The 25,937-nt window shown below is 72.7% G+C and carries 26 protein-coding genes; 15 read left to right on the top strand and 11 right to left on the bottom strand.

Annotated features, from left to right (window positions below):
* Nucleotides 1–17: 17 nt before the first annotated feature.
* The 3 genes from ACFYNX_RS18175 to ACFYNX_RS18165 form a co-directional block, all read right to left on the bottom strand.
* Complete coding sequence (locus ACFYNX_RS18175; RefSeq protein ID WP_388662445.1) at nt 18–767, bottom strand: DUF4232 domain-containing protein; 750 nt, start codon at nt 765–767, stop codon at nt 18–20.
* A gap of 143 nt (nt 768–910) precedes the next feature.
* Entirely contained in the window at nt 911–3,559 is a 2,649-nt protein-coding gene (locus ACFYNX_RS18170) for a BTAD domain-containing putative transcriptional regulator (RefSeq protein ID WP_388662585.1), read from the bottom strand.
* A 201-nt stretch (nt 3,560–3,760) separates the two neighbouring features.
* Nucleotides 3,761–4,087 carry a response regulator transcription factor gene (locus tag ACFYNX_RS18165; protein ID WP_388662443.1) on the bottom strand — a complete coding sequence of 109 codons (327 nt, stop codon included), beginning with the start codon at nt 4,085–4,087 and terminating at the stop codon, nt 3,761–3,763.
* On the opposite strand from ACFYNX_RS18165, the gene ACFYNX_RS18160 reads away from it, so the two are divergent.
* The 4 genes from ACFYNX_RS18160 (at nt 4,071) to ACFYNX_RS18145 (ending at nt 6,239) form a co-directional block, all read left to right on the top strand.
* The gene (locus ACFYNX_RS18160) at nt 4,071–4,325 is read left to right on the top strand and encodes a 2Fe-2S iron-sulfur cluster-binding protein (protein ID WP_388662441.1); all 255 of its coding nucleotides are present in this window, start codon (nt 4,071–4,073) and stop codon (nt 4,323–4,325) included. The two genes, ACFYNX_RS18165 and ACFYNX_RS18160, sit on opposite strands and share 17 nt — an antisense overlap.
* A 213-nt stretch (nt 4,326–4,538) precedes the next feature.
* Nucleotides 4,539–5,168, top strand: a complete 630-nt coding sequence (locus ACFYNX_RS18155; protein ID WP_388662439.1) for a DUF6000 family protein — start codon at nt 4,539–4,541, stop codon at nt 5,166–5,168.
* Between the two features lie 391 nt (nt 5,169–5,559).
* A complete protein-coding gene (locus tag ACFYNX_RS18150) occupies nt 5,560–5,835 on the top strand; it encodes a hypothetical protein (RefSeq protein WP_014048106.1) in 276 nt (91 codons plus the stop codon).
* Complete coding sequence (locus tag ACFYNX_RS18145; RefSeq protein ID WP_388662437.1) at nt 5,832–6,239, top strand: DNA-binding protein; 408 nt, start codon at nt 5,832–5,834, stop codon at nt 6,237–6,239. The genes ACFYNX_RS18150 and ACFYNX_RS18145 overlap by 4 nt, the downstream gene beginning before the upstream one ends.
* A 254-nt stretch (nt 6,240–6,493) precedes the next feature.
* Here ACFYNX_RS18145 and ychF read toward each other — a convergent pair whose 3' ends face one another.
* Nucleotides 6,494–7,582, bottom strand: a complete 1,089-nt coding sequence (ychF, locus tag ACFYNX_RS18140; RefSeq protein ID WP_365546052.1) for a redox-regulated ATPase YchF — start codon at nt 7,580–7,582, stop codon at nt 6,494–6,496.
* Between the two features lie 278 nt (nt 7,583–7,860).
* Between ychF and ACFYNX_RS18135 the strand changes: the two genes are divergently transcribed.
* The gene (locus tag ACFYNX_RS18135; protein WP_388662435.1) at nt 7,861–8,532 is read left to right on the top strand and encodes a DUF6542 domain-containing protein; all 672 of its coding nucleotides are present in this window, start codon (nt 7,861–7,863) and stop codon (nt 8,530–8,532) included.
* Nucleotides 8,533–8,693: 161 nt separating this feature from the next.
* Here ACFYNX_RS18135 and ppgK read toward each other — a convergent pair whose 3' ends face one another.
* Both ppgK and ACFYNX_RS18125 read right to left on the bottom strand, forming a co-directional pair.
* Nucleotides 8,694–9,437, bottom strand: a complete 744-nt coding sequence (ppgK, locus tag ACFYNX_RS18130) for a polyphosphate--glucose phosphotransferase (RefSeq protein ID WP_365546049.1) — start codon at nt 9,435–9,437, stop codon at nt 8,694–8,696.
* Nucleotides 9,438–9,466: 29 nt separating this feature from the next.
* Nucleotides 9,467–10,528, bottom strand: coding sequence for a 4-hydroxy-3-methylbut-2-enyl diphosphate reductase (locus ACFYNX_RS18125; protein ID WP_365546047.1), 1,062 nt, complete (start codon nt 10,526–10,528; stop codon nt 9,467–9,469).
* 137 nt (nt 10,529–10,665) lie between these two features.
* Here ACFYNX_RS18125 and ACFYNX_RS18120 point away from each other — a divergent pair, with 137 nt between their 5' ends.
* The 4 genes from ACFYNX_RS18120 to ACFYNX_RS18105 all read left to right on the top strand — a co-directional run bounded on the left by ACFYNX_RS18120 (nt 10,666) and on the right by ACFYNX_RS18105 (nt 14,594).
* A complete protein-coding gene (locus ACFYNX_RS18120; RefSeq protein WP_388662432.1) occupies nt 10,666–12,054 on the top strand; it encodes an APC family permease in 1,389 nt (462 codons plus the stop codon).
* 179 nt (nt 12,055–12,233) lie between these two features.
* The gene (gene xseA / locus ACFYNX_RS18115) at nt 12,234–13,451 is read left to right on the top strand and encodes an exodeoxyribonuclease VII large subunit (RefSeq protein ID WP_365546041.1); all 1,218 of its coding nucleotides are present in this window, start codon (nt 12,234–12,236) and stop codon (nt 13,449–13,451) included.
* A 69-nt stretch (nt 13,452–13,520) separates the two neighbouring features.
* A complete protein-coding gene (locus tag ACFYNX_RS18110; RefSeq protein WP_388662430.1) occupies nt 13,521–13,784 on the top strand; it encodes an exodeoxyribonuclease VII small subunit in 264 nt (87 codons plus the stop codon).
* 219 nt (nt 13,785–14,003) lie between these two features.
* Entirely contained in the window at nt 14,004–14,594 is a 591-nt protein-coding gene (locus ACFYNX_RS18105; RefSeq protein ID WP_125667034.1) for a malonic semialdehyde reductase, read from the top strand.
* A gap of 97 nt (nt 14,595–14,691) precedes the next feature.
* On the opposite strand, the gene ACFYNX_RS18100 is transcribed toward ACFYNX_RS18105, so the two are convergent.
* Nucleotides 14,692–15,225, bottom strand: coding sequence for a DUF4245 domain-containing protein (locus ACFYNX_RS18100; protein ID WP_388662428.1), 534 nt, complete (start codon nt 15,223–15,225; stop codon nt 14,692–14,694).
* A gap of 118 nt (nt 15,226–15,343) precedes the next feature.
* Between ACFYNX_RS18100 and glpX the strand changes: the two genes are divergently transcribed.
* On the top strand, nt 15,344–16,375 hold the full coding sequence (gene glpX, locus ACFYNX_RS18095) for a class II fructose-bisphosphatase (protein WP_053645839.1): 1,032 nt from the start codon (nt 15,344–15,346) through the stop codon (nt 16,373–16,375).
* 152 nt (nt 16,376–16,527) lie between these two features.
* Here glpX and ACFYNX_RS18090 read toward each other — a convergent pair whose 3' ends face one another.
* Together ACFYNX_RS18090 and ACFYNX_RS18085 are read right to left on the bottom strand one after the other, a co-directional pair.
* Nucleotides 16,528–16,899, bottom strand: coding sequence for a WhiB family transcriptional regulator (locus ACFYNX_RS18090; protein WP_053645841.1), 372 nt, complete (start codon nt 16,897–16,899; stop codon nt 16,528–16,530).
* A 170-nt stretch (nt 16,900–17,069) separates the two neighbouring features.
* Entirely contained in the window at nt 17,070–17,792 is a 723-nt protein-coding gene (locus ACFYNX_RS18085; protein ID WP_365546030.1) for a DUF1707 domain-containing protein, read from the bottom strand.
* A gap of 197 nt (nt 17,793–17,989) precedes the next feature.
* Between ACFYNX_RS18085 and ACFYNX_RS18080 the strand changes: the two genes are divergently transcribed.
* Nucleotides 17,990–19,660, top strand: a complete 1,671-nt coding sequence (locus ACFYNX_RS18080) for a fumarate hydratase (protein WP_388662425.1) — start codon at nt 17,990–17,992, stop codon at nt 19,658–19,660.
* 57 nt (nt 19,661–19,717) lie between these two features.
* Here ACFYNX_RS18080 and ACFYNX_RS18075 read toward each other — a convergent pair whose 3' ends face one another.
* Complete coding sequence (locus ACFYNX_RS18075) at nt 19,718–20,257, bottom strand: SRPBCC family protein (protein ID WP_388662423.1); 540 nt, start codon at nt 20,255–20,257, stop codon at nt 19,718–19,720.
* A 221-nt stretch (nt 20,258–20,478) separates the two neighbouring features.
* On the opposite strand from ACFYNX_RS18075, the gene ACFYNX_RS18070 reads away from it, so the two are divergent.
* Complete coding sequence (locus ACFYNX_RS18070) at nt 20,479–21,138, top strand: HAD family acid phosphatase (protein WP_388662421.1); 660 nt, start codon at nt 20,479–20,481, stop codon at nt 21,136–21,138.
* Between the two features lie 38 nt (nt 21,139–21,176).
* Entirely contained in the window at nt 21,177–21,845 is a 669-nt protein-coding gene (locus ACFYNX_RS18065) for a lipoprotein (RefSeq protein WP_388662419.1), read from the top strand.
* Between the two features lie 63 nt (nt 21,846–21,908).
* Here the strand turns inward: ACFYNX_RS18065 and ACFYNX_RS18060 are convergent, their stop codons facing one another.
* Complete coding sequence (locus ACFYNX_RS18060) at nt 21,909–23,450, bottom strand: ricin-type beta-trefoil lectin domain protein (protein ID WP_388662417.1); 1,542 nt, start codon at nt 23,448–23,450, stop codon at nt 21,909–21,911.
* A 106-nt stretch (nt 23,451–23,556) separates the two neighbouring features.
* Between ACFYNX_RS18060 and ACFYNX_RS18055 the strand changes: the two genes are divergently transcribed.
* On the top strand, nt 23,557–24,978 hold the full coding sequence (locus tag ACFYNX_RS18055; RefSeq protein WP_388662415.1) for a class II fumarate hydratase: 1,422 nt from the start codon (nt 23,557–23,559) through the stop codon (nt 24,976–24,978).
* A 70-nt stretch (nt 24,979–25,048) separates the two neighbouring features.
* Nucleotides 25,049–25,714 carry a DUF402 domain-containing protein gene (locus ACFYNX_RS18050; protein ID WP_125663281.1) on the top strand — a complete coding sequence of 222 codons (666 nt, stop codon included), beginning with the start codon at nt 25,049–25,051 and terminating at the stop codon, nt 25,712–25,714.
* The last annotated feature ends 223 nt before the right edge of the window (nt 25,715–25,937 follow it).

The raw sequence follows: 25,937 nt of genomic DNA, 5'->3' as shown, positions 1-25,937 counted from the left end.
CTCCGGCCCCGCACCGGTCAGAACTCGTCGGCGCCGTTGCGCAGCTCGTACGTCCAGTAGCCGGTCTTCGCGGCGGCCTCGTCGACCGCGAGGCCGCCGGCCGGGGCCTTGACGACGACGCTGCCCTCGGCCGGGCCGTCGGCGGCGAAGAGGTTCACGTGGAACTCCTTCACCACCACGTTGTCCTCGTGGACGCCGCCGAGGGAGATCCGCACGTTGGCGTAGGCGGACTCGCCGTTCTTCACCACGACCGGCACGGCGGGCCTGCTCTTCTCGACGGCCGGGACGTCCTTGGCGGTCTGGATCGGGCCGAAGGCGAGCAGCGGGTGCTTCAGCAGGGTGCAGGCGCTGCCGGAGACGTTGGTGGCGGTGAGGACGACGTGCTCGGTCGGGACCTCGTCCGCCTTCTTCACCGTGACCCTGACGTCGTCGTAGGCACAGGCCGGAGCCTTGGCGGAGGTCTTGCCGCCGGTGGAGCCGGTGGACGCGGTGGAGGCGGTCGTGCCCTTGCCGCCGGTCGTGGAACCGCCGGCGGTGGCCCCGCCGGACGTGGAGCCGCCGGCGGTGGTGGTCGAGCCGTCGGCGGCGCCCGGGTCTCCCTCGGCGGAGGTCCCGGCGTCGCCCGTGCCGGCGGCGGCCCGCGGGGCGGAGCTCGCGCTCCCGGCGTCCTTGGCGCCGGTGTCGTCGGAGCCGCCGCAGGCGGTCAGGCCCAGCGAGAGGGCGGCGGCGGCGACGGCCAGGACGGTGTTCTTGCGGTGGTGACGCATGGTGGTTCTCCCCCGGGAAGCGGTCGGTCGGCGCGCGGTCGGTGCTCCCGCGCCGGTGCACCCTTTCGGTGCGTACGCACCGGTTCGTCGATCGGTGCTGTATCCAGCTTCCCGTCCCGTACTGCCGTCCCGCTTGCGCGCCGCTAACGATCGGCTGACAGGCGCGAAAGGCGGGCGGCGGCCCGCGCCGAGCCCTCCGGGAAACCGGCCTTGTCGAAGGACACGATCGCGCGTTCGAGCTGGTCGGTGGCCTCTTCGAGGCGTCCGATCCCGGCCAGCGCCTCGCCCCGGGCGCTCTGGAGCTCGGCCCGCACGACCACCGCGTCGGGGGCGGCCAGCCCCTCCGCGCGCAGGACGTGCGCGAGCGCCGCCTCGTACTCCTGCGCCTTCAGGCAGTGGCCCGCCAGGTGCTGGAGGGTGAGGACCTGGGTGGAGGGGTGGCCGGTGCGGTCGGCGAGCGAGACCGCGTGCCGCATGAGCAGGCCGGCCCGCTCGTGCTCCCCGGTGGCGTCCAGGACGGCGGCGTGGTTGACGTGGGCGATGGCCTCGCTGATCGGGTCGCCCGCGCGGGCGGCCAGACCGGGCGCCTCCTCCAGGTGGACGAGCGCCTCGGCGTTCCGGCCCTCCGCGTGCAGGATCCAGCCGAGCAGCGCCCGGGTCCGGGACTGGGCGTCGACGTCGCCGATCCGCCGGGCGGAGGCGAGTCCGGCCTCCAGGAGCGGGGTCCAGTTGTCCCCGATCCGCACGAGCATCAGCGGCCACTGCACCAGGGCGAGCCGCCAGGCCCGGTCGTGCAGGCCGAGGGCGGCCGCGGCGGTGACGGCGCCCTCCAGGGCGGCGCGCTCGGCCGCGTACCAGTCGAGCGCCGCCGTGCGGTCCTCGAACTCCCGCGTGGCGGCGGGGCGCCGGGCGTCGGCGGGCAGCGCGTAGCAGGGCTGGGAGCCCGGTTCGGCGGCGGCGTCGGCCGCGAGCCCGGTGTAGAGGTAGTGGTCGAGGAGGCGGGGCAGCCCCTCGGGGTCGGCCTGCGGGGCGAGGTGGCGGGCGTAGAGGCGCACGAGGTCGTGCGGGGTCCAGCGGCCGGGGACGGCCTCGGTGAGCAGGTGCGCGGCGGCGAGCCGGTCCAGGTCGGCGGAGGCCTGCGCGGGCGAGGTCCCGGCGAGCGCGCCCGCCGCGAACCGGTCCAGGTCGGCGCCGGTGTGCAGGCCGAGCGCGCGGAACATGCGGGCGGCGGAGTCGGGGAGCTGCTGCACGGTGAGGCGCAGCGCGGCGGAGACCCCCCGGTCCTCGACGTCGAGCAGGGTCAGCCGGCCCTGTTCGTCGGCGAGTTCGCCGACCATCGCGCCGAGGGTCCAGGCGGGCCGTTCGGCGAGCCGGGCCGCCGTCACCCGCAGGGCGAGCGGCAGCCCGTCGCAGAGTCCGGCGAGCCGCGCGGCGGCGTCCGGCTCGGCCGCGACCCGGTCCTCGCCGAGGACGGTGGCGAGCAGGGCGGCGGCATCGGCCTCCGGCAGGTGGCCGAGCGGCACCGGCCGGGCGGCGTCGGAGGCGATGAGGCCGCCGAGCCGGTCGCGGCTGGTGACGAGGGTCGCGCAGTGGTCGCCGCCCGGCAGCAGCGGCCTGACCTGCCCGGAGGAGCGGGCGTTGTCGAGGACGACGAGCAGCCGGCGCCCGGCGGTGAGGGAGCGGAAGAGGGCGCCCCGCGCCTCGACGCCCTCCGGGATCCGCCGGTCCGGAACGCCGAGCGCGAGCAGGAACTCGCGCAGGACGGCGGTGGACTCGGGCGCGGGGGTCTCGCTGAAGCCCTTCAGATCGGCGAAGAGACGTCCGTCGGGGAAGCCGGCGCGCCGCTCGTACGCCCAGTGGACGGCGAAGGCCGTCTTGCCGACGCCGGCGGGGCCGGTGACGAGGCAGACGGGCCCGTCCCCGCCCCGTACCGCCCGGTCGAGCGCGGCCAGCTCGGCGCCGCGTCCGGTGAAGCCGCGCGGCGCCCGGGGCAGGCCCTCCGGCACCGGGACCTCGGCGGGCGGGGCGACGGGGCGGGCCGCGGGGGCGGGCTCCGCGGACCGGAGCAGCGTCGCGTACGCCTCGGCGAGCGTCTCGCCGGGGTCGACGCCCAGCTCCTCGGCGAGCAGCCGCCGGGTCCTGTGGTACCAGTCGATCGCGTCCGACTGGCGTCCGGAGCGGCCGAGGGCCAGCATCAGGGCGGCCGCGAGGGACTCGCGCAGGGGGTGGGCGACGGCCTCGGTGCGCAGCACGGCGGCGGCCCTGGCGTGCTCGCCGAGCTGTCCGTACGCCCGCGCCAGCGCCTCCACGGTGGCGAGCCGCAGCTCTTCCAGGCCGGTGGCGGCGGCCTCCAGGGGCCGGCTGTGGACGGTCCCGGTGAGCGCGGGACCCTGCCAGTACGACAGCGCCTCCCGCAGCATCCGGACCGCGTCGGCGGGCTGCCGCTGCACCCCGGCGAGCCCCACGAGCTCCTCGAACCGGTGCGCGTCCACCAGTGACTCCGGCATCCGCAGCACGTACGCCGAACCCTGGGTGGCGAGCTCGACCCCGTACGCCCCGGCGCCGTGCTCCGCGAGGAGGGCCCGCAGCCGCGAGACGTGCCCCTGGAGGACGGTCTTGGCGTGGACGGGCGGCTCCTCCTCCCACAGGGCGTCGATCAACTGCCCCACGTTCACCGCGCTGTTGGGGCGCAGCAGGAGCACGGCGAGGAGGCTGGACCGCTTGGCGGGTCCCAGGGCCACGTCCCCGTCCTCCGTCACCATCGCAACGGAGCCGAGCAGCCGGAACTCCACCTTCTCCACCTCCGCGATCACGCACCCCCGTCTTCCCCGGCAGTCGAGGATACGTGGGGGGAGGGGGCCGGCCGTGACGCGGAGTTCTCCCGTACCGCCCGGAGCGGCCGAATCCGGACGTGGCGTTTCGCACAGGGGGTGTACGGCGGTGGCCTGGTGTTTCAGCCCGGCGCGGACCACGCCGGGTGGAGGGCGACGAGATCAGACGTAGCCGTTCTCGACCGCGCGCCGGCCCAACTGGAAGCGGCTCTGGGCGCCCGGCTCCTCCATCAGCTCCGAGATCAGGCGCCGTTCGCTGCGCGGGGAGATGCCCAGGCGGCGGGCCGCGGCCTCGTCCGTGTAGCCCTGGGCCAGGAGGCGCAGCAGCTCGCGGGGCTGGGAGCCGGGGTCCTCCGGGCTGCGCCGGGGGCCTCGCCGAACGGGACCGCCTGCTGCCGCCGGGTTCCCTGCGCCTGGAGCGCTTCCGCGCCCCGGACCGGCCCGGCCTCCCCCGTCCGACGGGGGCTTCCAGGTGGAACTGCGCCGCACGGGCACGACCCTGCGGGTACCGCCCGACCGGACCCTCCTCGACGTGGTCCGCGAGGCGGTGCCGGGCGTCCCGTTCTCCTGCGAACAGGGCGTCTGCGGCACCTGCGAGACCAAGGTCCTCGCGGGCGCCCCGGACCACCACGACGTGCTCCTGACGGACGAGGAACGGGAGGCGGGGACCACGATGGTGATCTGCGTGGGCCGCTCCAGGAGCGCCCGGCTGACGCTGGACCTGTAGGACCGGAACCGGCGGGGCGCGGGCGGGCCGTGGCGCCTCACCCGAGGTACGCGAGGACCGCCAGGACTCTTCGGTTGTCGGCCCCTGGGAGCACCTGGTAGAAGAGTCCCGCACCTGACCCCTGCTCGAAGCCTCCGCAGCCCGCGCCGGCGACGACATCTTCGTCGCTCTCCCTGGATCGACCGCACCGACCTGTACCCGGAGAGGTGACAGATGCCGTTCCAGCACCCCGAGGAGATCGGCTACGGCTACGTCGTCGAGCGCTACGCGGCAAGGAAGGAATCGGGCCACGCGCGCTATCTCGTTCTGAAAAGCGGTCGGCTCCTGCGGCCCGAGTGGCCTCACGCCGAACGCTTCACCCGTCACCTCATCGACGACTCGGCCACGATCACCGACGCAGAGCTGGAAGCCCTCCTCGGCTACGAGTGGCGCTCACGCCTCACCGCCGCCTGGCTGATCGGCGTGGGCCGACGCGCCACGTTCCGCGAACGCATCGGCGACCTGCTCCTGGCCAGTGAGTTCTGCTTCTCCGGCAGCGCCTACTGCTTCGCCCTGGCCCGCTTCGGCACCCACACGGACGCCGAGATCCTCACCGCCTACCTCGACCACTACCTCCCCCGCACCGACCTCCACTACGACCAGCCGGCAGCCCTGGGCGCCCTCCTCCGCCTCGACGCCCACCTCGGCACCCACCATGCGGACCGTTTCACGGAACCCGACGGCCTCTGGGACGAGTGGACCAGGGGCACGGGACGCCTCGACCACCCCGACAACACCCCCGCCGGCCTTCGCCGCCGGACGGACCTCCACTGCGACTTCGCCCACGGCTGGACCCGGCCGTAGCCGCAGCACCCGCCCTCGGTCCGAACGCCGTCACGGCCGCAGCCACCGAGCCCGCGGGCCCTGGCAGAAGAGCCCCACCGACGCCGCGGGACCTGCGGCGCACCCCGAAGCCTCCTCGGCCATCGCTCCCCAGCCGACCGAAGTTCGCGCACCTCGGCCTCCCCACCCGCGGCCCGGCACGGTCGGTGATCATCCGGAAGGAACACGGAACTCCACCACGACCACTCTGAGCTGCGGTTATGCGGGCGCATCCCAGCACCATCCCAGCACGGGATTCACTGCAAAGTGAAAAAGATCCGAAAGCGCCAAGACTACGCATCACCACCCACCCTGGACACAGGCCGCGCAGCACTCCAGACGCTGTAATAGTATCTGTACTAGACTTGCAGCCATGAAGTCACCCCGCCCCGGCGGCACGGAGAACATCTCCGTCTCGATGCCCTCGGAACTCCTCGGCGCTCTCCGCACGCGTACCGGGAAGCGCGGCGTGTCCGCGTACGTGACGGCGGCGGTCCGGCATCAGCTCGCCATGGACGGCCTCGCCGAGATCGTGGCCGCCTACGAAGCGGAGCACGAGCCGCTCAGCGAAGCCGAAGTCCAGGCTGCGCAAAGCGAACTGTTTGGTGACGCACCGGCGCCGTACGCGTCGAACGACAGCGCCGCGTGAAGGAGCCCACGGCCAGGTCCCTGGTTCTCGACTCCCAGGCGCTGTCGCTGCTGTTGCGCAACGATCGCCAGATGATCACCCGGATCGAGGCCGCTCGACGCGTGGGGGTGCCGGTCCTCGTGTCGGCCCTGACGGCGGTGGAAGCCGTCCACGGGAAGACGGATACCGCCCGGCTGCGATGGCTTCTCTCCCGCCTTCAGGTCCAGGACGTCACCCAGGCGGACAGCCTCACCGCGGTGCAACTGCTGAGCGACGCCGGCGGCCTGCACGGCCACAAGTACGCCATCGACGCCCTCGTCGCCGCGATGGCGCTCCGCTCCCCGGGCCCCGTCCTCGTACTGACCTCGGACCGCGACGACTGGTCGAAACTGTGCGGCGACCGCGTACGGATCAAGGACGTCTGACCTCTCGGCGCTTACTCAGGTTGCATTCACCCGCTGATCGACTGCTGCTTCGTGAAAGGCGTCCGCGAGGGCAACGACGATCGCGTTGATGGCCGGCCCGCCGGTGGAGAAGTAGTCGGCCATCATGCCGTGGGCGTCCTGGTTGTCCGCGACTGCCTCCGTGACGGCCGCCTGGAAGTCTGGCGACTCGGGGAAAACGAGAAAACGGCCCGACCTGCTCCGGGGCAGATCGGACCGGCCTCTCGCCGTACGCGTCAGACGTTGAAGCGGAACTCCACCACGTCCCCGTCCTGCATCACGTACTCCTTGCCCTCCATGCGGGCCTTGCCCGCCGCGCGGGCGTCGGTGACCGAGCCCGTTTCGACGAGGTCGGTGAAGGAGATGACCTCGGCCTTGATGAAGCCCTTCTGGAAGTCGGTGTGGATGACGCCGGCCGCCTCGGGGGCCGTGGCGCCCTTCTTGATCGTCCAGGCGCGGGATTCCTTGGGGCCGGCCGTCAGGTAGGTCTGGAGGCCGAGGGTGTCGAAGCCGACGCGGGCGAGGGTGGCGAGGCCGGGCTCCTCGGCGCCGACGGACTGGAGGAGCTCCATGGCGTCCTCCTCGTCGAGCTCCGCGAGGTCCTGCTCCAGCTTGGCGTTCAGGAAGATCGCCTCCGCCGGGGCGACCAGGGCGCTCTGCTCGGCCTTGAAGGCGTCGTCCGTCAGCTCGTCCTCGTCCACGTTGAACACGTAGAGGAACGGCTTCGTGGTGAGCAGGTGCAGGTCGTGGAGGAGCTCCGCCTTCTCCGAGCCCTGGACGATGCCCTGCGAGAAGAGCGTGTCGCCCTTCTCCAGGATCGCCTGCGCCGCCTCGACCGCGGCGACCTTCGGCGCCACGTCCTTCTTGATCCGGGATTCCTTCTGGAGGCGCGGCAGCACCTTCTCGATCGTCTGGAGGTCCGCGAGGATCAGCTCCGTGTTGATCGTCTCGATGTCGTCCTTCGGCGAGACCTTGCCGTCGACGTGCACGACGTTCTCGTCCTTGAAGGCGCGGATGACCTGGCAGATCGCGTCCGACTCGCGGATGTTCGCCAGGAACTTGTTGCCCAGCCCCTCGCCCTCGCTCGCGCCGCGCACGATGCCCGCGATGTCGACGAAGTCGACCGTCGCCGGGAGGACGCGCTGCGAGCTGAAGATCTCCGCGAGCTTGGTCAGGCGGGCGTCGGGGACGCCGACGACGCCGACGTTGGGCTCGATCGTGGCGAACGGGTAGTTGGCCGCCAGCACGTCGTTCTTGGTCAGGGCGTTGAACAGGGTCGACTTGCCGACATTCGGCAGACCGACGATTCCGATCGTGAGCGACACGGTGGCGACTTCCTGAAGTGTGGATGGTGGGCCGATCCCCCAGTTTACGGGCGGGCCGAACCGGCCAGTGACGCCGACCTTCGGTCGATCTCGGGGGCAAGGTCACCCAAAGGGCGTGTCCCGGACCCGGTTCCCGCCCCCTCCCGACCTACGTTGGTCGGGTGGAGCAGCACAGGACAAGTCAGCCCCAGGGGCGCCGACGGCCGAAGTCGTCCGGTTCGCCGGCCGCCGCCCCGCCTCCCGCCGCGCCCTCCGGCCCACCCGTGGAGGGCGCCGCCGTGTACCGCGTGACCGGCAGAGCCGGGCGTACCCCCGGCGGCGCCGCCCGCGTCGAACGGGCCCCGGCGGCCGGCGCCCCCGGCCGTGGGCAGGGAGCCGGGGCCGGGCGCGCTCAAGGGGCCGCCCCTCCCGGCCGCGCCCAGGCCCCCGCCCGGCAGCCCGGCCGCCGCCCCGTGCCGCCCGTCGTCCTCGCCCTCCGGCGGCTGCCCTCGCCCCGTCTCACCGGGCTCGGCGCCGGGCTCTTCGCCTCCGCCGTCATGCTGGCGGTCGGCCTCCTCGACCTGCTGCTCCTCGACGGCTCCCCCGTCGTCTACGGGCTGCTGTTCCTGCCCGTCAGCGCCCTGACCGCGCTCTGGGTCCGCACCGCCGACCTCGTCACCGCCCCCATCGGCGTCCCCATCGCCTTCGCCGTCGGCGTCGTTCCCGTCGCGGGCGGCACCGGCGGCCTCGGCGGCCAGGCCATGGCCGTCGTGACCGCCCTCGCCGTGCACGCCGGGTGGCTGTACGGCGGCACCCTGGTCGCCGGTCTCATCGCCAGCGTCCGGAAGGTACGGGAGATGGGGCGACGGCAGCAGCGCACCCGGACCGCCACCGGGACCACCGGAACCACCAGGACCACCGGGTCCGCCGCTCCGGTCGCCAAGAGCGCCAAGGCCGCCAAGGCCCGGTGAGCCGAAGGTTCCGTGAGCCGAAGGCCAGGTGAGCCGAAGGCCAGGTGGGCCAAAAACCCCGTGGGTCAAAGGCCCGGCGAGCCGAAGGCCCGATGGGCCACCAGGCCCCGGACCACTGGCCCCGGCCCCCGGACCCCCCGGCCCCGGCCCCCCGCCCCCTCCTACTTCGCTCCCGCCGCCATCCCCGCCCCCACGATCCCCGCGTTGTTCTGGAGCTCCGCCGGGACGATCTCCGCCCGGATCCCCTCGATCAGCGGCAGGAACTTGTCCGCCTTGCGGCTGACGCCGCCGCCGATGATGAAGAGTTCCGGCGAGAACAGCATCTCCACGTGCGCGAGGTACTTCTGCACCCGCCGGGTCGCCCAGTGCTCCCAGCTCAGGTCCTCGTCCTCCTTGGCCTTCGTCGAGGCCCGCTTCTCCGCGTCGTGGCCCTTGAGCTCCAGATGGCCCAGCTCCGTGTTCGGGACGAGCCGGCCGTCCACGAAGAGGGCCGAACCGATGCCCGTGCCGAGGGTCAGCATGATCACCGTTCCCTTGCGGCCCCGGCCCGCGCCGAAGGTCATCTCCGCGACCCCGGCCGCGTCCGCGTCGTTCAGGACGGTCACGGGGAGGCCCCCGATCCGCTCGCCGATCAGCGCGCCCGCGTCGACGTCGATCCAGGACTTGTCCACGTTGGCGGCCGTACGGATCGTGGAGCCCGTCACCACGCCCGGGAAGGTCACCCCCACCGGGCCCGTCCAGCCGAAGTGCGCCACGACCTCCGCGACGCAGTCCGCCACACCGTCGGGTGTGGCGGGCTGCGGGGTCAGTACCTTGTGGCGCTCCTCGGTGAGCGTGCCGCGCTCCAGGTCCACGGGAGCACCCTTGATGCCCGAGCCGCCGATGTCCACTCCGAAGACGTTCATGGACCCACCGTAAGGGCTGGGGCGCCGAGTTACTCTCCGATCGGTCGCTCCCCGGCGGCCGGGGCCGCCGCGCCGAGCTTCTCGGCCACGGCCCGCAGGTCCTTGTCGCGGAGCTCCTTGGGGAGCGAGAAGGTCAGGGACTCGTCGGCTGTCTTGACGATCTCGACGTCCGCGTACCCCCGCTCGGCCAGCCACTCCAGGACCTCCTGCACCAGGACGTCCGGGACGGAGGCGCCGGAGGAGAGGCCGACGCTGGTCACGCCCTCCAGCCAGGCCTCGTCGATCTCGCTCGCGAAGTCGACCAGGTACGCGGCGGGCACGCCGGCCTGCTTGGCGACCTCGACCATGCGGATCGAGTTGGAGGAGTTCTTCGAACCGACGACGATCACCAGGTCGGCCTGGCCGGCTAGCTCCTTGATCGCGGTCTGGCGGTTCTGCGTGGCGTAGCAGATGTCGTCCGACGGCGGGGAGATGAGCTGCGGGAACTTCTCCTTCAGCGCGTCGACCGTCTCCATCGTCTCGTCGACCGACAGCGTGGTCTGGGAGAGCCAGACGACCCGGGAGGGGTCGCGGACCTCGATCTTGGCGACGTCCTCGGGGCCGTCCACGAGCTGGATGTGGTCCGGGGCCTCGCCGGAGGTGCCGATGACCTCCTCGTGGCCCTCGTGGCCGATGAGGAGGATGTCGAAGTCCTCCTTGGCGAACCGGACGGCCTCCTTGTGGACCTTGGTGACCAGCGGGCAGGTGGCGTCGATGGTCGCGAGCCGGCCCTGCCGGGCCTCCTCGTGCACGGCCGGGGCGACGCCGTGCGCGGAGAACATCACGATGTTGCCCGGCGGCACCTCGGTCGCCTGGTCGACGAAGATCGCGCCCTTCCGCTCCAGGGTCTGGACGACGTACTTGTTGTGGACGATCTCGTGCCGGACGTAGATCGGGGCCCCGTACTGCTCCAGGGCCTTCTCCACCGCGATCACGGCACGGTCCACGCCCGCGCAGTAGCCGCGGGGAGCGGCGAGCAGGACACGCTTCGGGCGGTTCGTCGCGGGGGCGTGATCGGGCGTCGACGCGGGCGTTGCAGTCATGCGTCCCATCGTAAGGCCGCCTCCCCGTGCGCCCGCGTCACCGCCCGCGCCGACGGACGCGCGGACGGGCTCGCCGACGGACCCGGTCCACCACCACCGCCGCGTCGCTCAGCGATTCCCCCGCCCTCGTGGCCGAAACTGGCCCCATGGCCGAGGAATCGCAGGTGGCGGCGGGCGGGAACGACGGCGGTGGCGGCAGCGGTGGCGGCGGTACGGAGCACACGGGGCTCCGGCGGAACCTCGGGTTCCGTGACCTGGTCGTCTACGGGCTGCTCTTCATCGCGCCCATGGCTCCCGTCGGCGTCTTCGGGACGCTCGACGCCAAGTCGCACGGCGCGGTCGCGCTCGTGTACGTGGTGGCGACGGTCGCCATGGCGTTCACGGCGTTCAGCTACGCCCAGATGGTGCGGGTCGCCCCGCAGGCCGGCTCCGTCTTCACCTACGCGCGCAAGGGCCTCGGGGAGGGGCCGGGCTTCGTCGCCGGGTGGATGGCGATGCTCGACTACCTGCTGATCCCCGCCGTCGCCTACCTCTTCGCGGGCATCGCCATGGAGGCGCTGGTCCCGGCGGTCGACCGGTGGGTGTGGACCGGGATCGCCGTGGTCCTCACCACCCTGCTCAACCTGTGGGGCGTGCGGGCGGCGGCCCGCGTCGGCTTCGCGGTGCTCGCCCTGGAGATCGTCGTCCTCCTCGTCTTCGTCGCGTCGGCCGTGGTGGTGCTCGTACGGGACGGGGCGCAGCGCGACTGGTGGTCGCCGCTGACCGGCGACGCGTCGTTCTCGCTCGCGGCGGTGATCGGCGCGGTCTCGGTCGCCGTCCTCTCCTACCTGGGCTTCGACGCGATCGCCTCCTTCGCGGAGGAGGTCACCGGCGGCTCGGCGAAGGTGGCGCGGGCGCTGCTGTTCTGCCTGGCGCTCGCGGGCACGCTCTTCGTGGCGCAGACCTGGCTGGTGGCGCTGCTGGAACCGGTCTCCTCGGCCGAGCTCGCCGCCGACCCCGGCAAGCAGGGCTCCGCCTTCTACGACGCCGTGGACACCTCGGTCGGCGACTGGCTGCACGACCTGGTGGCCGCCTCCAAGGCGATCGGCGCGGCCTTCGCGGCGCTCGCGGGGCAGGCGGCCGGCGGGCGGCTGCTCTTCGCGATGGGCCGCGACCGGCGGCTGCCACACCTGCTCGCCCGTACGGACGGGGGCGTGCCGCGCGTGGCGCTGCTGGTGTCCGCCGCGGTGACGATGGTGGCGGCGGTGTGGGCGGCGCGGCGGGACGACGGCCTCGACCACCTGGTGTCGGTGGTCGACGTGGGCGCGCTCACCGCCTTCGTCCTGCTGCACGCGAGCGTGGTGGGCTGGTTCGCCGTCCGCCGGGCGGAGGGGCCGCCGCACGTGCTGAAGCACGTGGTGGCGCCGGTCGTCGGCGCGGCGATCCTGGTCGCGGTCATCGTCGAGGCCTCGGCGGCGGCCCAGGTGGTGGGCGTGGTCTGGCTGGGGATCGGCCTGGTGGTGCTGGCCGTCCAGGGGGCCGCGCGGACGCGGTGAGCACGGGCGGCCGCGCGGGGCGGGGCGCGGGCCGTACGGACCGGGCCCGGGTCGGGGCCGTGCGGACCGGGACCCGGTCCGACCGGGGCCGAGGTCCGGACCGGGGCCCGCTCCGGCACCCGCCCCACCCCCCCGTACGCCGTCCTGACGTTGTCGTACCGCGCCGTTACGCTCGGTCCATGGCTCTGACTACGTCCGCCGAAACGCCGCTGCCCGTCGGTGAGGTCTCCCGGATGATCGGGGGGTGGATCGACCGGCTCGGAGCCGTCTGGGTCGAGGGGCAGATCACCCAGTTGTCGCGGCGCCCCGGGGCCGGGGTCGTCTTCCTGACGCTGCGGGACCCCTCGTACGACGTCTCGATCGGCGTCACCTGCTACCGGCAGGTCTTCGACGCGGTCGCGGACCTCGTGTCGGAGGGCGCCAGGGTCGTCGTGCACGCCAAGCCCGAGTGGTACGCGCCGCGCGGACAGCTCTCGCTGCGGGCCGCCGAGATCAAGCCGGTGGGGATCGGGGAGCTGCTCGCCCGGCTCGAACAACTGAAGCGGACCCTGGCCGCCGAGGGGCTGTTCGCGCTCGACCGGAAGAGGCCGCTGCCGTTCCTGCCGCGCCGGATCGGCCTCGTCTGCGGCCGCGCGTCGGCGGCCGAGCGGGACGTCCTGGAGAACGCGCGCCGCCGCTGGCCCGCCGTCGCCTTCGAGGTGCGGAACGTCGCGGTGCAGGGCGTGAAGGCCGTCCCGCAGGTCGTCCAGGCGGTCCGGGAGCTCGACGCGGACGAGGACGTGGACGTGATCGTCGTGGCCCGGGGCGGCGGCAGCGTCGAGGACCTGCTGCCGTTCTCGGACGAGCAGCTCGTCCGGGCCGTGGCCGACTGCCGTACGCCGGTGGTCTCCGCGATCGGGCACGAGCCGGACTCGCCCCTGCTCGACCTGGTGGCCGACCTGCGCGCCTCAACGCCGACGGACGCGGCCAAGAAGGTCGTCCCGGACGTCGGCGAGGAGCTGGAGCGGGTGCGCGGCCTGCGCGACCGGGCGCTGCGGACCGTGCAGGGGCTCCTGGACCGGGAGGAGCGCGGCCTGGCGCACGCGCTCGCGCGGCCCGTCATGGAGCAGCCGCTGCGCATGGTCGGGGTCCGCGAGGACGAGGTGTCCGCGCTGCTCGCCCGGAGCCGGCGGGTCCTCGGCCACCTCCTCGACCGGGCCGACTCGGAGCTCTCGCACACGCGGGCGCGGGTCCGGGCGCTGTCGCCCGCCGCGACCCTCGAACGGGGGTACGCGGTGCTCCAGCGGGCGGACGGCACGGTGGTCCGCTCCCCCGGCGAGGTCGCCGGGGACGAGGAGCTGCGGGCCCGGGTCGCGGAGGGCGAGTTCGCGGTGCGGCGCGTGGCGGACGCCGGCTGAGCGGCCTGCCGGAGGCCGCACCACCAACCACCCATCACATCATCTCGACGGATCGGCAGAAGGACGGACATGGCAGCGGGTACGAGCACGGGCAAGGGCACGGACGGGGCGGCGCTCGGGTACGAGCAGGCGCGGGACGAGCTGATCGAGGTCGTCCGGCGGCTGGAGGCGGGCGGGACCACCCTGGAGGACTCCCTCGCCCTCTGGGAGCGGGGCGAGGAGCTGGCGAAGGTGTGCCGGCTCCGTCTGGAGGGCGCCCGGGCCCGCCTGGACGCCGCGCTCGCCGCGGACGCGGACGGGGAGGACGGCGAGGACGGGGAGGACGAGGAGTGACCTTCCGGGCGCCGACGAGGGGTGACCTTCCGGGTGCCGACGGATCGGCCTTCCGGGGCGCGCCGCTCCTGGCGTAGACTCACGAGTGAAGCGGATCACTATCCGGATTGGATAGTTGAACTTTCACCAATCATGGGCGTACTGTCGAGGACGTCGCTCGAACTCTGTACGAGCAACCCCCACCTTGTGCAGTTTTGCGCAGTCCGGAAGGTACGCAGCATGTCTCTCGCCCTTGACCCCGCCGCCCAGGACCTCCTCTTCCGCGAGGCCCGCACCGCCAACACGTTCACCGACGAGCCGGTGACCGACGAGCAGGTGCAGGCGATCTACGACCTGGTGAAGTACGGCCCCACCGCCTTCAACCAGACCCCGCTGCGCATCACCCTGGTCCGCTCCCCCGAGGCCCGCGAGCGCCTGGTCAAGCACATGGCCGAGGGCAACCGGCCGAAGACCGCCACCGCCCCGCTCGTCGCGATCCTCTCCGCCGACAACGAGTTCCACGAGGACCTGCCGGCCCTGCTCCCGCACTTCCCGCAGGCCAAGGACATGTTCTTCGCCGAGCGCCCGGTCCGCGAGCAGTCCGCCCTGCTGAACGCCGCCCTCCAGGCCGCGTACTTCATCGTCGGCGTCCGCGCCGCCGGCCTGGCCGCCGGCCCGATGACCGGCCTGGACTTCGCCGGCGTCCAGAAGGAGTTCCTCGACGCCGACCACACCCCGCTGATGGTCGTCAACATCGGCAAGCCGGGCGAGGAGGCCTGGTTCCCGCGCTCCCCGCGCCTCTCCTTCGACGAGGTCGTCACCACCGTCTGAGACGCCCGGGACCGGTGACCACGGCCCGTACGGACACGGCGAAGGGCCCCGCACTCCACGAGTGCGGGGCCCTTTCCCGTATATCCCGAGGTACCGCTCAGACCTTCCGCGACCGGAGCGAGCCCGCCATCTCGGCCAGCCGCTCGAAGGACGCCGTGCCGGTCACCACGGTCGTCGCGCCACCCTCCGTCCGCACGAGCGCGTCGTACTTCGGGCCCTCCCAGCGGTGCCAGACCTGCCCGCCCACCGTCCGGGTCTTCCCGGTGTCCTTCGCCTTGTGGGTCACGTCGGGCACGAACTTGCCCGGCTCCGCCGTCGACTGGTGGATCGCCACGTACTGGGTGTCCGGGGAGAGGAAGCCGAGCTGCCAGGCGTCGGCCTTCTCCCGCTTGTACGAGACGACCGTCGCCTTCCAGCCCTTTTCGAGGCCCTCGGGGGCCAGCACCGGATACGGCGCCGCCCGCTGGGCCGTCAGGAGCTCGACCCGGTAGTCCTTCGCCTCCACCGGGTCCGCGTGCTCGTCGTGCGGGATGAAGAGATACATCACGCCCGCGGCGACCATGATCACACCGAGGGACTGGAACATCCCGCGTACCGTCTGCCTGCCTCGCATACCTGCCACGCTCCCCATGGTCGCATCACGGTCCCGTGCTCATACGTGGGCCCCTCTGCTCATTTTGTCGACCTGACGATAGAGTCACAGGACCCTCTTATTTTGCGGCCGTCGCCGTACAGAAAGGTGCGCCCCGATGACCGAGCACACCCTCCCGCCCGAGCTGGAGGTCTCTCCCGAGGCCCCCGACCGCAACCTCGCCCTCGAACTGGTGCGCGTCACCGAGGCCGCCGCCATGGCCGCGGGACGCTGGGTCGGCCGGGGCGACAAGATCGGCGCGGACGGCGCGGCGGTCAACGCCATGCGGACCCTGATCTCCACCGTCTCGATGGACGGCGTCGTCGTCATCGGCGAGGGCGAGAAGGACGAAGCCCCGATGCTCTTCAACGGCGAGCGGGTCGGCGACGGCACCGGCGCCGAGGTCGACATCGCCGTCGACCCGATCGACGGCACCACGCTCAACGCCAAGGGCATGCCGAACGCGATCGCCGTCCTGGCCGCCGCCGACCGCGGCACCATGTTCGACCCGTCCGCGGTCTTCTACATGGACAAGCTGGTCACCGGCCCCGAGGCCGCCGACTTCGTCGACATCAACGCCCCCGTCTCGGTCAACATCCGCCGGGTCGCCAGGGCGAAGAACTCCTCGCCCGAGGACATCACGGTCGTCATCCTGGACCGCCCCCGCCACGAGGGCATCGTCAAGGAGATCCGCGAGACCGGGGCCCGGATCAAGTTCATCTCGGACGGCGACGTCGCCGGTTCGATCATGGCCGTCCGCGAGGGCACCGGCGTCGACATGCTCATGGGCATCGGCGGCACCCCCGAGGGCATCATCTCCGCCTGCGCGATCAAGTGCCTCGGCGGCGTGATCCAGGGCAAGCTGTGGCCGAAGGACGACGCCGAGCGGCAGAAGGCGCTCGACGCGGGCCACGACCTGGACCGGGTGCTCTCCACCGACGACCTGGTCAGCGGCGACAACGTCTTCTTCGTCGCGACCGGCATCACCGACGGCGAGCTGCTGCGCGGGGTGCGCTACCGCGCCGAGACGGCGACCACGCAGTCCCTGGTCATGCGCTCGAAGTCCGGCACGATCCGCCAGATCGACTCCACGCACCGGCTCTCGAAGCTGCGCGCGTACAGCAAGATCGACTTCGACCGCGCGAAGTAGGCCGCGGCCGGGCGGGCCGGGCCCGCGGACGGTACGAAGAGGGGCGCCCCCATGTGCGGTGGGGGCGCCCCTTCCCGTACGGGCCGACGAAGGTCTCCGTGCCCGGCTCCGGTCCCGTCCTCCGGGTCCGGCGTCCCGGCTCCGCCCCCCGGTCAGCCCGCCTTGGCGATCCGCTCCGTCGCGGCCGCCTTCCTCAGCTCCACCTCGCGCCGCCGGCGCCGGGCGAGGACCACGCGGCGCTCCGCCGCCGTGAGCCCGCCCCACACCCCGTACGGCTCGGGCTGGAGCAGCGCGTGCTCGCGGCACTCGACCATCACCGGACAGCGCGCGCAGACCCGCTTGGCGGCCTCCTCGCGGGCGAGGCGCGCGGCCGTCGGCTCCTTGGAGGGGGCGAAGAAGAGTCCCGCCTCGTCACGGCGGCACACCGCTTCCGCGTGCCACGGGCCGCCCTCGTCCTCCCGGGCCGGGGTGCGGGCGGGGGGGACGGCGACGGCCTGGAGGGGCTGATGCGGCAGTTGCAGCACGGTCTACTCCTGACGACTGACGACGACTTCGCGGGCGAGGGGCGATGCCACGAGCCTTACCCGCTGTGCGCGCGCCTATGCACTGGGTACCGCGCCGTTCCGGACTGCGGAGGGGCGACGGCGGATTCCGGTCACCCGTCCCGGATCGCCGCCCCGCCCGCGAACTCCCGTCAGTGGCCGAGGTGTTTGCGCATCCTGTCCTGGAGGTCCGTGATCCACTTGCCGCGCTTGGGCCGCGCCTCGACGTTCCCGAAGACCGAGTAGCCGTTGATGACGACGACCGGGGCCTGCGGGTCGACGCCCTCCAGGGTGACGACCTCGAAGTTCCCGAAGATCCCGCTGCCGTTGCCGCGCAGGCTGATGTTCTCCGGGACCCGCACCTCGACGTTGCCGAAGATCGAGGTGGCGTTGATCGTGGTCAGGCGCTGGGCGAAGATCGCCTCGGTCAGGTCGATCTCGATGTTGCCGAAGAACGCGAAGGCGCTCGTCCGGCGGCTCACCCGCCAGCGGCCCTTGCGGGTGGTGCTGGAGAAGATCGCGACGAGGTTCTCCGGCTCGCCGTCCTGGTCGTCGGGCCCGTAGGCGTAGGCCGGGTCCGGCGCCGGCCGGGAGGTCCGGGCGGCCGGCAGGTCGCGGACGATCGGCTCCAGCTCCCCGACCGTCTTGGCCCGGTAGACCGCGTCGATCCGGTCCGAGTGCTCCTCGGCGTCGAGCCGCCCCTCGGCCAGGGCGTCCCTGAGGATGTCGGCGATCCGGTCCCGGTCCGCGTCCGAGGCCCGCAGCGAGCCCTGCGGATCGGCGAAGGCGGGGGCCGCGGGGGCGGTCTCGGCGGGGGCGGCCGACCGCTGCGGCTGCGGCTGCTTCTCGGGTTCGGGCTGCTTTTCGAGGTCCACGGAACCAGCCTAGCGAAACGCGATAGATCGCGACCAGGGGGCGGGGCCGGGACCTGTGGACGAAAGCGCGGCGGAGCATGATCGGGCCAAGTGAGCCTTACCTCACAGGACCGTCGAAACGGAGGCGTTCTACGCTGGAGGGCGCGTTGCCAACGGAGGCGGCGCCGCTGCCCGCCGAGTGAGGAATGACCGCCGTCATGCCAGAGTTTTCGTACTTCGATCTGCTCCCCCTGGGAGAGGACACCACGCCCTACCGCCTGGTGACCGCCGAAGGCGTCTCCACCTTCGAGGCCGACGGGCGTACGTTCCTCAAGGTCGAGCCCGAGGCGCTGCGGCGACTGGCCGCCGAGGCCGTCCACGACATCCAGCACTTCCTGCGCCCGGCCCACCTGGCCCAGTTGCGCCGGATCATCGACGACCCGGAGGCGTCGGGCAACGACAAGTTCGTCGCGCTCGACCTGCTCAAGAACGCGAACATCGCCGCCGCCGGCGTCCTCCCGATGTGCCAGGACACCGGCACCGCGATCGTCATGGGCAAGCGCGGCCAGAACGTGCTGACCTCCGGCCGCGACGAGGAGGCCCTGTCCAAGGGCGTCTACGACGCGTACACCAAGCTCAACCTGCGGTACTCGCAGATGGCCCCGGTCACCATGTGGGAGGAGAAGAACACCGGCTCGAACCTGCCCGCGCAGATCGAGCTGTACGCGACCGACGGCGGCGCGTACAAGTTCCTCTTCATGGCCAAGGGCGGCGGCTCCGCCAACAAGTCCTTCCTCTACCAGGAGACCAAGGCGGTCCTCAACGAGGCCTCCATGATGAAGTTCCTGGAGGAGAAGATCCGCTCGCTCGGCACGGCCGCCTGCCCGCCGTACCACCTGGCGATCGTCGTCGGCGGCACCAGCGCCGAGTTCGCCCTGAAGACCGCGAAGTACGCCTCCGCGCACTACCTGGACGAGCTGCCCACCGAGGGCTCGGCCGAGACCGGCCACGGCTTCCGCGACAAGGAGCTGGAGGAGAAGGTCTTCGAGCTGACGCAGAGGATCGGCATCGGCGCCCAGTTCGGCGGCAAGTACTTCTGCCACGACGTGCGCGTGGTGCGCCTGCCGCGCCACGGCGCCTCGCTGCCCGTCGCCATCGCCGTCTCCTGCTCGGCCGACCGCCAGGCCGTCGCGAAGATCACCGCCGAGGGCGTCTTCCTGGAGCAGTTGGAGACGGACCCGGCGCGGTTCCTCCCCGAGACCACCGACGAGCACCTCGACGAGGCCTCCGACGTCGTGCGGATCGACCTCAACCAGCCGATGGACGAGATCCTCGCCGAGCTGACCAGGTACCCGGTCAAGACCCGCCTCTCGCTGACCGGCCCGCTGGTCGTGGCGCGCGACATCGCGCACGCCAAGATCAAGGAGCGCCTGGACGCGGGCGAGGAGATGCCGCAGTACCTGAAGGACCACCCGGTGTACTACGCGGGCCCGGCGAAGACCCCCGAGGGGTACGCCTCCGGTTCCTTCGGCCCGACGACGGCCGGCCGCATGGACTCGTACGTGGAGCAGTTCCAGGCGGCGGGCGGCTCGAAGGTCATGCTGGCCAAGGGCAACCGCTCGAAGCAGGTCACGGACGCGTGCGGCGGCCACGGCGGCTTCTACCTCGGCTCGATCGGCGGCCCGGCGGCGCGCCTGGCGCAGGACTGCATCAAGAAGGTCGAGGTCGTCGAGTACGAGGAGCTCGGCATGGAGGCGGTCTGGAAGATCGAGGTCGAGGACTTCCCGGCGTTCATCGTCGTCGACGACAAGGGGAACGACTTCTTCCAGAACCCGGCGCCGGAGCCGACGTTCACGCACATTCCGGTGCGCGGCCCCGGCCTCGCCTGAGCCGGCGGCAGCACCCCGGAGAGCCCCCGGCCGTCAGCGGCACGGGGGCTCTTCCCTTCACGCGCTCCGTTCCGCCAGGGACTTGATGCCCGCGAGGGTCTTCTCCATGCCCGCGCGCAGTTCCTCGACGCGGGCGGCGACGATCCGCTCCTCGCGGTCCGGCCACCGGTCGAGGGCCAGGGAGACGCCGCTGCGGGCCGGGCCGAGGCGGGCCGACTGGCGGAGCCGGGTGCCGCCGTCCTCGGGCGCGAGGTCGTAGCGCCAGGTCGCCATGGGGCGCGCCGGGTCCGGTGCCGGGCCGCCGTAGCGGCCGTCCGCGTCCGTGACGGCCCAGGCGAACACCCGCCGCTCGCCCGCGGCCTCCAGCTCGGTCACGTGGGAGACGGTCCGCCACTCGCCGAGCAGCCGGTGGTGGTTGTGGCCCTCGAAGCGCGCGCCCACCCGGGGGCCTTCCGCGCCGTCGAGCCAGGCGGCGCGGCACAGTTCCGGGCTGAACCTGGCGGGCAGCAGGATGTCGGTCACCAGCTCCCAGACCCGCGGCACGGCCGCCCCGACGTGGATGTCACAGTGTGCGCTCGGCCCCTCGGCGTACCGCATGGCGCTCCCTCCCGTTCGGTCCTCCGATCATCCGGCGGGCCGGAGCGGGTCCACAACGGGACGCACGTCACCCGTACGGCACCTTGCCGGAAGCGGAACTCCCCCTCGGCGACGGGCGGTCGGAAAGTCGCCACCGACCGGTGGTCCTCCCGTGGCCTACCCGTCAGTATGAGTCGCGAGCATGTCAACCACTGAGTCGGTCGACCTCTCGGGAGCCCCCCATGCCCTCCACCCCCCTCCGCAGGCGCGCCGCCGCCGGTTCCACCGCCGCGCTGGCCCTCTCCGCCGTCCTCGTCGTCGGGCCCGCGCCCGCCGCCTCCGCCGCCACCGCGTCCGTCTCCTCCGACCCGGACGCCCACGTGGTGTCGACCGCCGCGCTCGCCGGCATCGACTACGGCACCTGGCGCCGTGACGTGGCGGCCGTCGTCGCCGAGGCGCGTCCGTACGTCGAGGAGCGCGCGAAGGACGCCGGACGCGAGAAGCAGGCGCTCGTCCTCGACGTCGACAACAGCTCCCTGGAGACGGACTTCCACCCGTTCTGGGAGCTGCCCACCCCGGCCATCGCCGAGGTCCGCGCCCTCGTCCGGGACGCCCACGCGCGCGGGGTGGCCGTCTTCTTCGTCACCGCCCGCCCCGGGATCGTCCACGGGCTCACCGACTGGAACCTGAAGAAGGCCGGCTACCCGGTCGACGGCCTGTACGTGCGCTCGCTGCCCGACCTGTTCGCCGAGGTCAGCGCGTACAAGACGGAGAAGCGCGCGGAGATCGAGGCCAAGGGCTACACGATCGTCGCGAACATCGGCAACAACACCGGCGACCTCGTCGGCGGTCACGCCGAGCGCACCTTCAAGCTCCCGGACTACGGCGGCAAGCTCTCCTGACGTCCTCGCGGGGCCGGCCCGGGGTTAGTCTGCCGATCATGAGACCTTCGATACGGCTCCTGCTCCCCGTCCTCCTCGCGGCGGGGCCGCTGCTGACCGGCTGCGGCGGCCCCGAGCCGCTCCCGGAGGTCACCCCGGGGCCGCGCCCGACGGCCGCGAAGCCGACGACCGCGAGGCCCTCGGACGCCGGGGCGCCGGGCGCGGCCGTCGCGGCGGCCTCCCTCGGCGGGCCGGGGACGGCCTGTCCGCTGCCGGTCTCCTTCTCCCTCGCGCAGGCGTGGGAGCCGAAGGCGGTCAGGAACCCGGAGGACCCGGAGTTCGCGGTGCTCACCCGCCAGGGGCCGGCCACCGTCCGCTGCGAGGTGGACGCCAAGCCGGCCGGACACATCGGCTTCCTGCGGGTGTGGACGGCGGAGAAGGGCTCCGCCTCCTCGTCCGCCCGGGCCCTCCTCGAAGCCTTCGTGAAGGCGGAGAAGGGGAGCTCCGGCGCCGCGTACCGGGAGACGACGGCGGGCGCGCTGCCCGCCGTCGAGGTGGCCTACACGGTGCGGAGCGAACTCCTCGACGAGGAGAAGGAGGAGCGCGCCTTCGCCGTCGCCACCCCGAAGGGCGCGGTCGTCGTCCACCTCGGCGGCATGGACACCGAGGAGCACCGGGCGATGGTCCCGGCGTACGAGCTGGCCCGTACGACCCTGAAGGTGCTCTGAGCCGTGGCCGTGGCCCCCGTCCGGCAGGGGACGGGGGCCACGGCGTCGCCGTGGAACGAGCGGCTACGCGAACTTCTGGCTCGCGGAGCCGTCGCAGGCCCGGAGCCTGATCTGCTCCTTCGCCGCGCCCTGGGTGAGGCACGTGCCGGTCGCGGCGGCGGGCCGGAGGGTGGCGCCGTCGCGGACGAACCTCTGGTTGGCGCCGCCGTGGCAGTTCCAGAGGATCAGGCCGGTGCCGGCGCGGTACTGGAGGTCGGGCACGTCCAGGCAGCGGTCCTGGGTGAGGCCGGTGTGGACGGTCTGCCGGGCGGAGTCGTACCACCAGGTCTGGTTGCGGCCGTCGTGGCAGTCCCAGCCGAGGACCCGGGTGCCGTTGGCGCTGGTGGCCGCGTCGACGTCCAGGCAGTCGCCGGTCGCCTGGTTCCTCAGCGGGCGGTAGGCGTCGTCCCAGGCGAGCGGGAAGAGGGTGGGCCTCCCGGTGGAGTTCACGTCGGCGCAGCTCGCCTCGCGCAGGCCCGAGGCGTAGAGCTGGGTGAGGCAGGAGGCGAAGGCGGCGTGCCCGCGCGCGTTGGGGTGGAAGGACTGCCGGACCGAGTTCTCGTCCGGGAGGCCGGGCTTGGAGAGGTCGATGTAGAGGCCCCGGGCCCAGGGGTCCTCCGTGCAGACCTCGTGGCCGTGGAAGAGGCGGGAGTTGTCGAGGTAGATGGCGCCGGTGGACGCGGCGGCCTTCCGCATGCCGCGCTCGAAGGCGGGGACGGCGGTGTTCCGGCCCCAGACGGTGTCGGAGTCGTACCCCATGCCGCCGCAGACCAGCTTGCCGGGGAAGTTCGGGTTGTCGCGGAAGTCGGGGCCGATCGGGCTGGGGTAGCCCATGAGGACGAGCTTGTAGTCGCCGTCGGCGTACCCGGCGTCGCGCATGACCGTCCTGAGGTCGCGGACGGTCTGCTCGACCTTGGGGACGAGTCCGTCGACGCGGGCCTGCCAGGTGGGGGCGTACTTGGGCTCGCAGGCGCCCTGGCTGAGCAGGTAGCGGGTGACGCAGTCGGTCATGACGGGGCCGAACTGGAGGTCGTCGTTGGCCCCGGCGACGAGCAGGACCATCTTGACGCGGGTGTTGCGGGCCTTGATGGCGAGGCTGTCGCTCTGGACGAGTTCGTCGGCGTACTGCGGGGAGCCGCCGAGCTTGATGTTTCCGGTGTACGCGCCGGAGCAGGAGACGTTGAAGGTGAGGTCCGCGGCGATCCCGGTGCGGTGGACGGCGGCGTCGGGCGAGCGGTGACACCAGTTGGAGGGGCCGTTGGTGGGGGGTTCGTAGGTGCCGACGCCCTCGCCGGAGATCTCGCTGTCACCGAGCGAGATCAGGCCGCTCTTGCGCTGGTCGAGCGGGCGTTCCTCGGGGCTTCCGTAGATCTTGGTGGCCTCGGCCGCCCGGATCGCCTCCAGGGCGGGCGGGAGGGGCACGGAAGCGGTGGCGGCGGTCCTCGTACCCGCGGTCGTGTCGGCCGCGCCGGCGGGAGCGGCGGCCGCGATCATCGTTCCGAGGACCGCGGCGGCCGTGGCGACGGCGGCGACGGGTCGGCGGAACCTGTACCTGGTGCGCGTCATTGCGCCTCCTGGAAGTGGGGTTACCCACGGTTTTTACTGGCCGGTACGCGCCTTGGGAATACATCGAACAAGACAAGTGCTCACCTTTTACGGGAGGTTGAAGAAGATGAACGACAGCGAGCAGCACGGCGGGGACGACCGGGACTTCCGGATCGAGCACGACTCCATGGGCGAGGTGCGGGTCCCCGCACACGCCAAGTGGCGGGCCCAGACCCAGCGGGCGGTGGAGAACTTCCCGATCTCGGGCCAGCGCCTGGAGCGCGCCCACATCGAGGCCCTGGCCCGGATCAAGGCCGCCGCCGCCCAGGTCAACGCCCGGCTCGGGGTGATCGACGCGGACCGCGCGGAGGCGATCGCCGCGGCGGCGGAGGAGGTCGCGGAGGGGCGTTGGGACGCGCACTTCCCCGTGGACGTCTTCCAGACCGGCTCGGGCACCTCGTCCAACATGAACACCAACGAGGTGATCGCCACCCTCGCCACCGAGCGGCTCCCGGAGGGCCGGGAGGTGCACCCCAACGACCACGTGAACGCCTCGCAGTCCTCCAACGACGTCTTCCCGTCCTCCATCCACATCGCGGCGACCGGCGCCGTGGCCCACGACCTGATCCCCGCCCTGGAGCACCTGGCCGCCGCCCTGGAGCGAAAATCGGCCGAATTCGCGAAGGTCGTGAAGTCGGGCCGCACGCACCTGATGGACGCCACCCCGGTCACCCTCGGCCAGGAGTTCGGCGGCTACGCGGCCCAGGTGAGGTATGGGGTCGAGCGGCTGCGCGGCGCGCTCCTCCGGCTCGCCGAACTCCCCCTCGGCGGTACGGCGGTGGGCACCGGCATCAACACCCCGGCCGGCTTCTCCGCCGCCGTCATCGCGGAGGTCGCCCGGACCACCGGACTGCCGCTGACCGAGGCCCGCGACCACTTCGAGGCGCAGGGCGCCCGCGACGGCCTGGTGGAGACGTCCGGGCAGCTCAGGACCATCGCCGTCTCCCTCACCAAGATCGCCAACGATCTGCGCTGGATGGCCAGCGGGCCGCGCACGGGCCTGGCCGAGATCAACCTCCCCGACCTCCAGCCCGGCTCCTCGATCATGCCGGGCAAGGTGAATCCGGTGATCCCCGAGGCGGTCCTGATGGTCGCCGCGCAGGTGACCGGAAACGACACCACGGTGGCGGTGGCGGGCGCGGCCGGGAACTTCGAGCTCAACGTGATGCTGCCGGTGATGGCCAAGAACCTGCTGGAGTCCGTACGCCTTCTGGCCAACGCCTCCCGGCTGCTGGCGGACCGCACGGTCGACGGGATCACGGCCAACGTCGAGCGCGCCCGCGAGTACGCCGAGTCCTCGCCGTCCGTGGTCACCCCGCTCAACAAGTACATCGGCTACGAGGAGGCCGCGAAGGTCGCCAAGAAGTCCCTCGCGGAGCGCAGGACCATCCGCGAGGTGGTCCTGGAGTCCGGCTACGTCGAGCGGGGCGACCTCACGGTGGAACAACTGGACGAGGCGCTGGACGTGCTGCGGATGACGCACCCGTAGGGAGGGGCCGCCCGGCTCGTGCGTGACCCGCGTCGCAGCGGCGGTGGGAGCGCGCCCCTAAGATCTGCGCATGACAGGATCGGACGCCTCTCAGCACTGGGCGCCGGGGGACCACGTCCTCTGGCGCTACCGCGGCAACGGCACCGGGGCCGTGCACATCTGCCGGCCGGTGACGGTCGTGCGGGACACGCCCGAGCTGCTCGCGGTCTGGATGGCGCCCGGCACCGAGTGCGTCCGGCCCGTGCTCGCCGACGGCACCCCCGTGCACGACGAGCCGCTCGCCACCCGCTACACCGCCCCCCGGACCACCGAGCGGGCCCGCTGGGCGGGCAGCGGGGTGCTGAAGCTGGCCCGGCCCGGCGAGCCGTGGTCGGTGTGGCTGTTCTGGGAGCGCGGCTGGCGCTTCCGCAGTTGGTACGTGAACCTGGAGGAGCCGCGGACCCGCTGGTCCGGCGGCTTCGACTCCGAGGACCACTTCCTCGACATCTCCGTCTACCCCGACCGGAGCTGGCTGTGGCGGGACGAGGACGAGTTCGCGCAGGCCCAGCGGTCCGGCCTGATGGGCCCGGAGCAGGCGGCGGAGGTGCGGGCCGCCGGGCGGCGCGCGGTGGAGCGGATCCGGGCGTGGGGGGAGCCGTTCTCGGACGGCTGGGAGCACTGGCGGCCCGATCCGGCGTGGCGCGTTCCGGAACTGCCGGCGGACTGGGACCGCACCCCGGCGCACACCGGGCCGTGAGACCCTTGTTGCACCCCCCGGGTTCAAACGTAGGATCGTCCTCCGCACGTCGGAGACGGATCGACCAGCACGTCGGAGCTACTGAACAGTACGTCAGCGACCGAACAGCACACTGGACCTGACCGCCAGTCACCCACGAGGGGGAGAGCAGTGCCGGACGTCCGCCCGGGTGTTCAGGGCCCCGTCGTCGCCGTGACGCGCGGAGCGTCCACATCCGCCGCGT

The organism is Streptomyces sp. NPDC007872 (assembly GCF_042868165.1).
Taxonomy (GTDB): domain Bacteria; phylum Actinomycetota; class Actinomycetes; order Streptomycetales; family Streptomycetaceae; genus Streptomyces.
The sequence above is the reverse complement of the archived record's forward strand: the minus strand, read 5'-3'. Positions and strand labels throughout refer to the sequence as shown.

Bases quoted from the DNA above. Each gene is read 5' to 3' on its own strand.
- ACFYNX_RS18175 (WP_388662445.1), bottom strand. From the start codon at position 767: ATGCGTCACCACCGCAAGAACACCGTCCTGGCCGTCGCCGCCGCCGCC.
- ACFYNX_RS18155 (WP_388662439.1), top strand. From the start codon at position 4,539: ATGCCGTTCCAGCACCCCGAGGAGATCGGCTACGGCTACGTCGTCGAG.
- ACFYNX_RS18150 (WP_014048106.1), top strand. From the start codon at position 5,560: ATGAAGTCACCCCGCCCCGGCGGCACGGAGAACATCTCCGTCTCGATG.
- ppgK (WP_365546049.1), bottom strand. From the start codon at position 9,437: ATGAACGTCTTCGGAGTGGACATCGGCGGCTCGGGCATCAAGGGTGCT.
- ACFYNX_RS18125 (WP_365546047.1), bottom strand. From the start codon at position 10,528: ATGGGACGCATGACTGCAACGCCCGCGTCGACGCCCGATCACGCCCCC.
- ACFYNX_RS18120 (WP_388662432.1), top strand. From the start codon at position 10,666: ATGGCCGAGGAATCGCAGGTGGCGGCGGGCGGGAACGACGGCGGTGGC.
- xseA (WP_365546041.1), top strand. From the start codon at position 12,234: ATGGCTCTGACTACGTCCGCCGAAACGCCGCTGCCCGTCGGTGAGGTC.
- ACFYNX_RS18110 (WP_388662430.1), top strand. From the start codon at position 13,521: ATGGCAGCGGGTACGAGCACGGGCAAGGGCACGGACGGGGCGGCGCTC.
- ACFYNX_RS18105 (WP_125667034.1), top strand. From the start codon at position 14,004: ATGTCTCTCGCCCTTGACCCCGCCGCCCAGGACCTCCTCTTCCGCGAG.
- ACFYNX_RS18100 (WP_388662428.1), bottom strand. From the start codon at position 15,225: ATGGGGAGCGTGGCAGGTATGCGAGGCAGGCAGACGGTACGCGGGATG.
- glpX (WP_053645839.1), top strand. From the start codon at position 15,344: ATGACCGAGCACACCCTCCCGCCCGAGCTGGAGGTCTCTCCCGAGGCC.
- ACFYNX_RS18080 (WP_388662425.1), top strand. From the start codon at position 17,990: ATGCCAGAGTTTTCGTACTTCGATCTGCTCCCCCTGGGAGAGGACACC.
- ACFYNX_RS18075 (WP_388662423.1), bottom strand. From the start codon at position 20,257: ATGCGGTACGCCGAGGGGCCGAGCGCACACTGTGACATCCACGTCGGG.
- ACFYNX_RS18070 (WP_388662421.1), top strand. From the start codon at position 20,479: ATGCCCTCCACCCCCCTCCGCAGGCGCGCCGCCGCCGGTTCCACCGCC.
- ACFYNX_RS18065 (WP_388662419.1), top strand. From the start codon at position 21,177: ATGAGACCTTCGATACGGCTCCTGCTCCCCGTCCTCCTCGCGGCGGGG.
- ACFYNX_RS18060 (WP_388662417.1), bottom strand. From the start codon at position 23,450: ATGACGCGCACCAGGTACAGGTTCCGCCGACCCGTCGCCGCCGTCGCC.
- ACFYNX_RS18055 (WP_388662415.1), top strand. From the start codon at position 23,557: ATGAACGACAGCGAGCAGCACGGCGGGGACGACCGGGACTTCCGGATC.
- ACFYNX_RS18050 (WP_125663281.1), top strand. From the start codon at position 25,049: ATGACAGGATCGGACGCCTCTCAGCACTGGGCGCCGGGGGACCACGTC.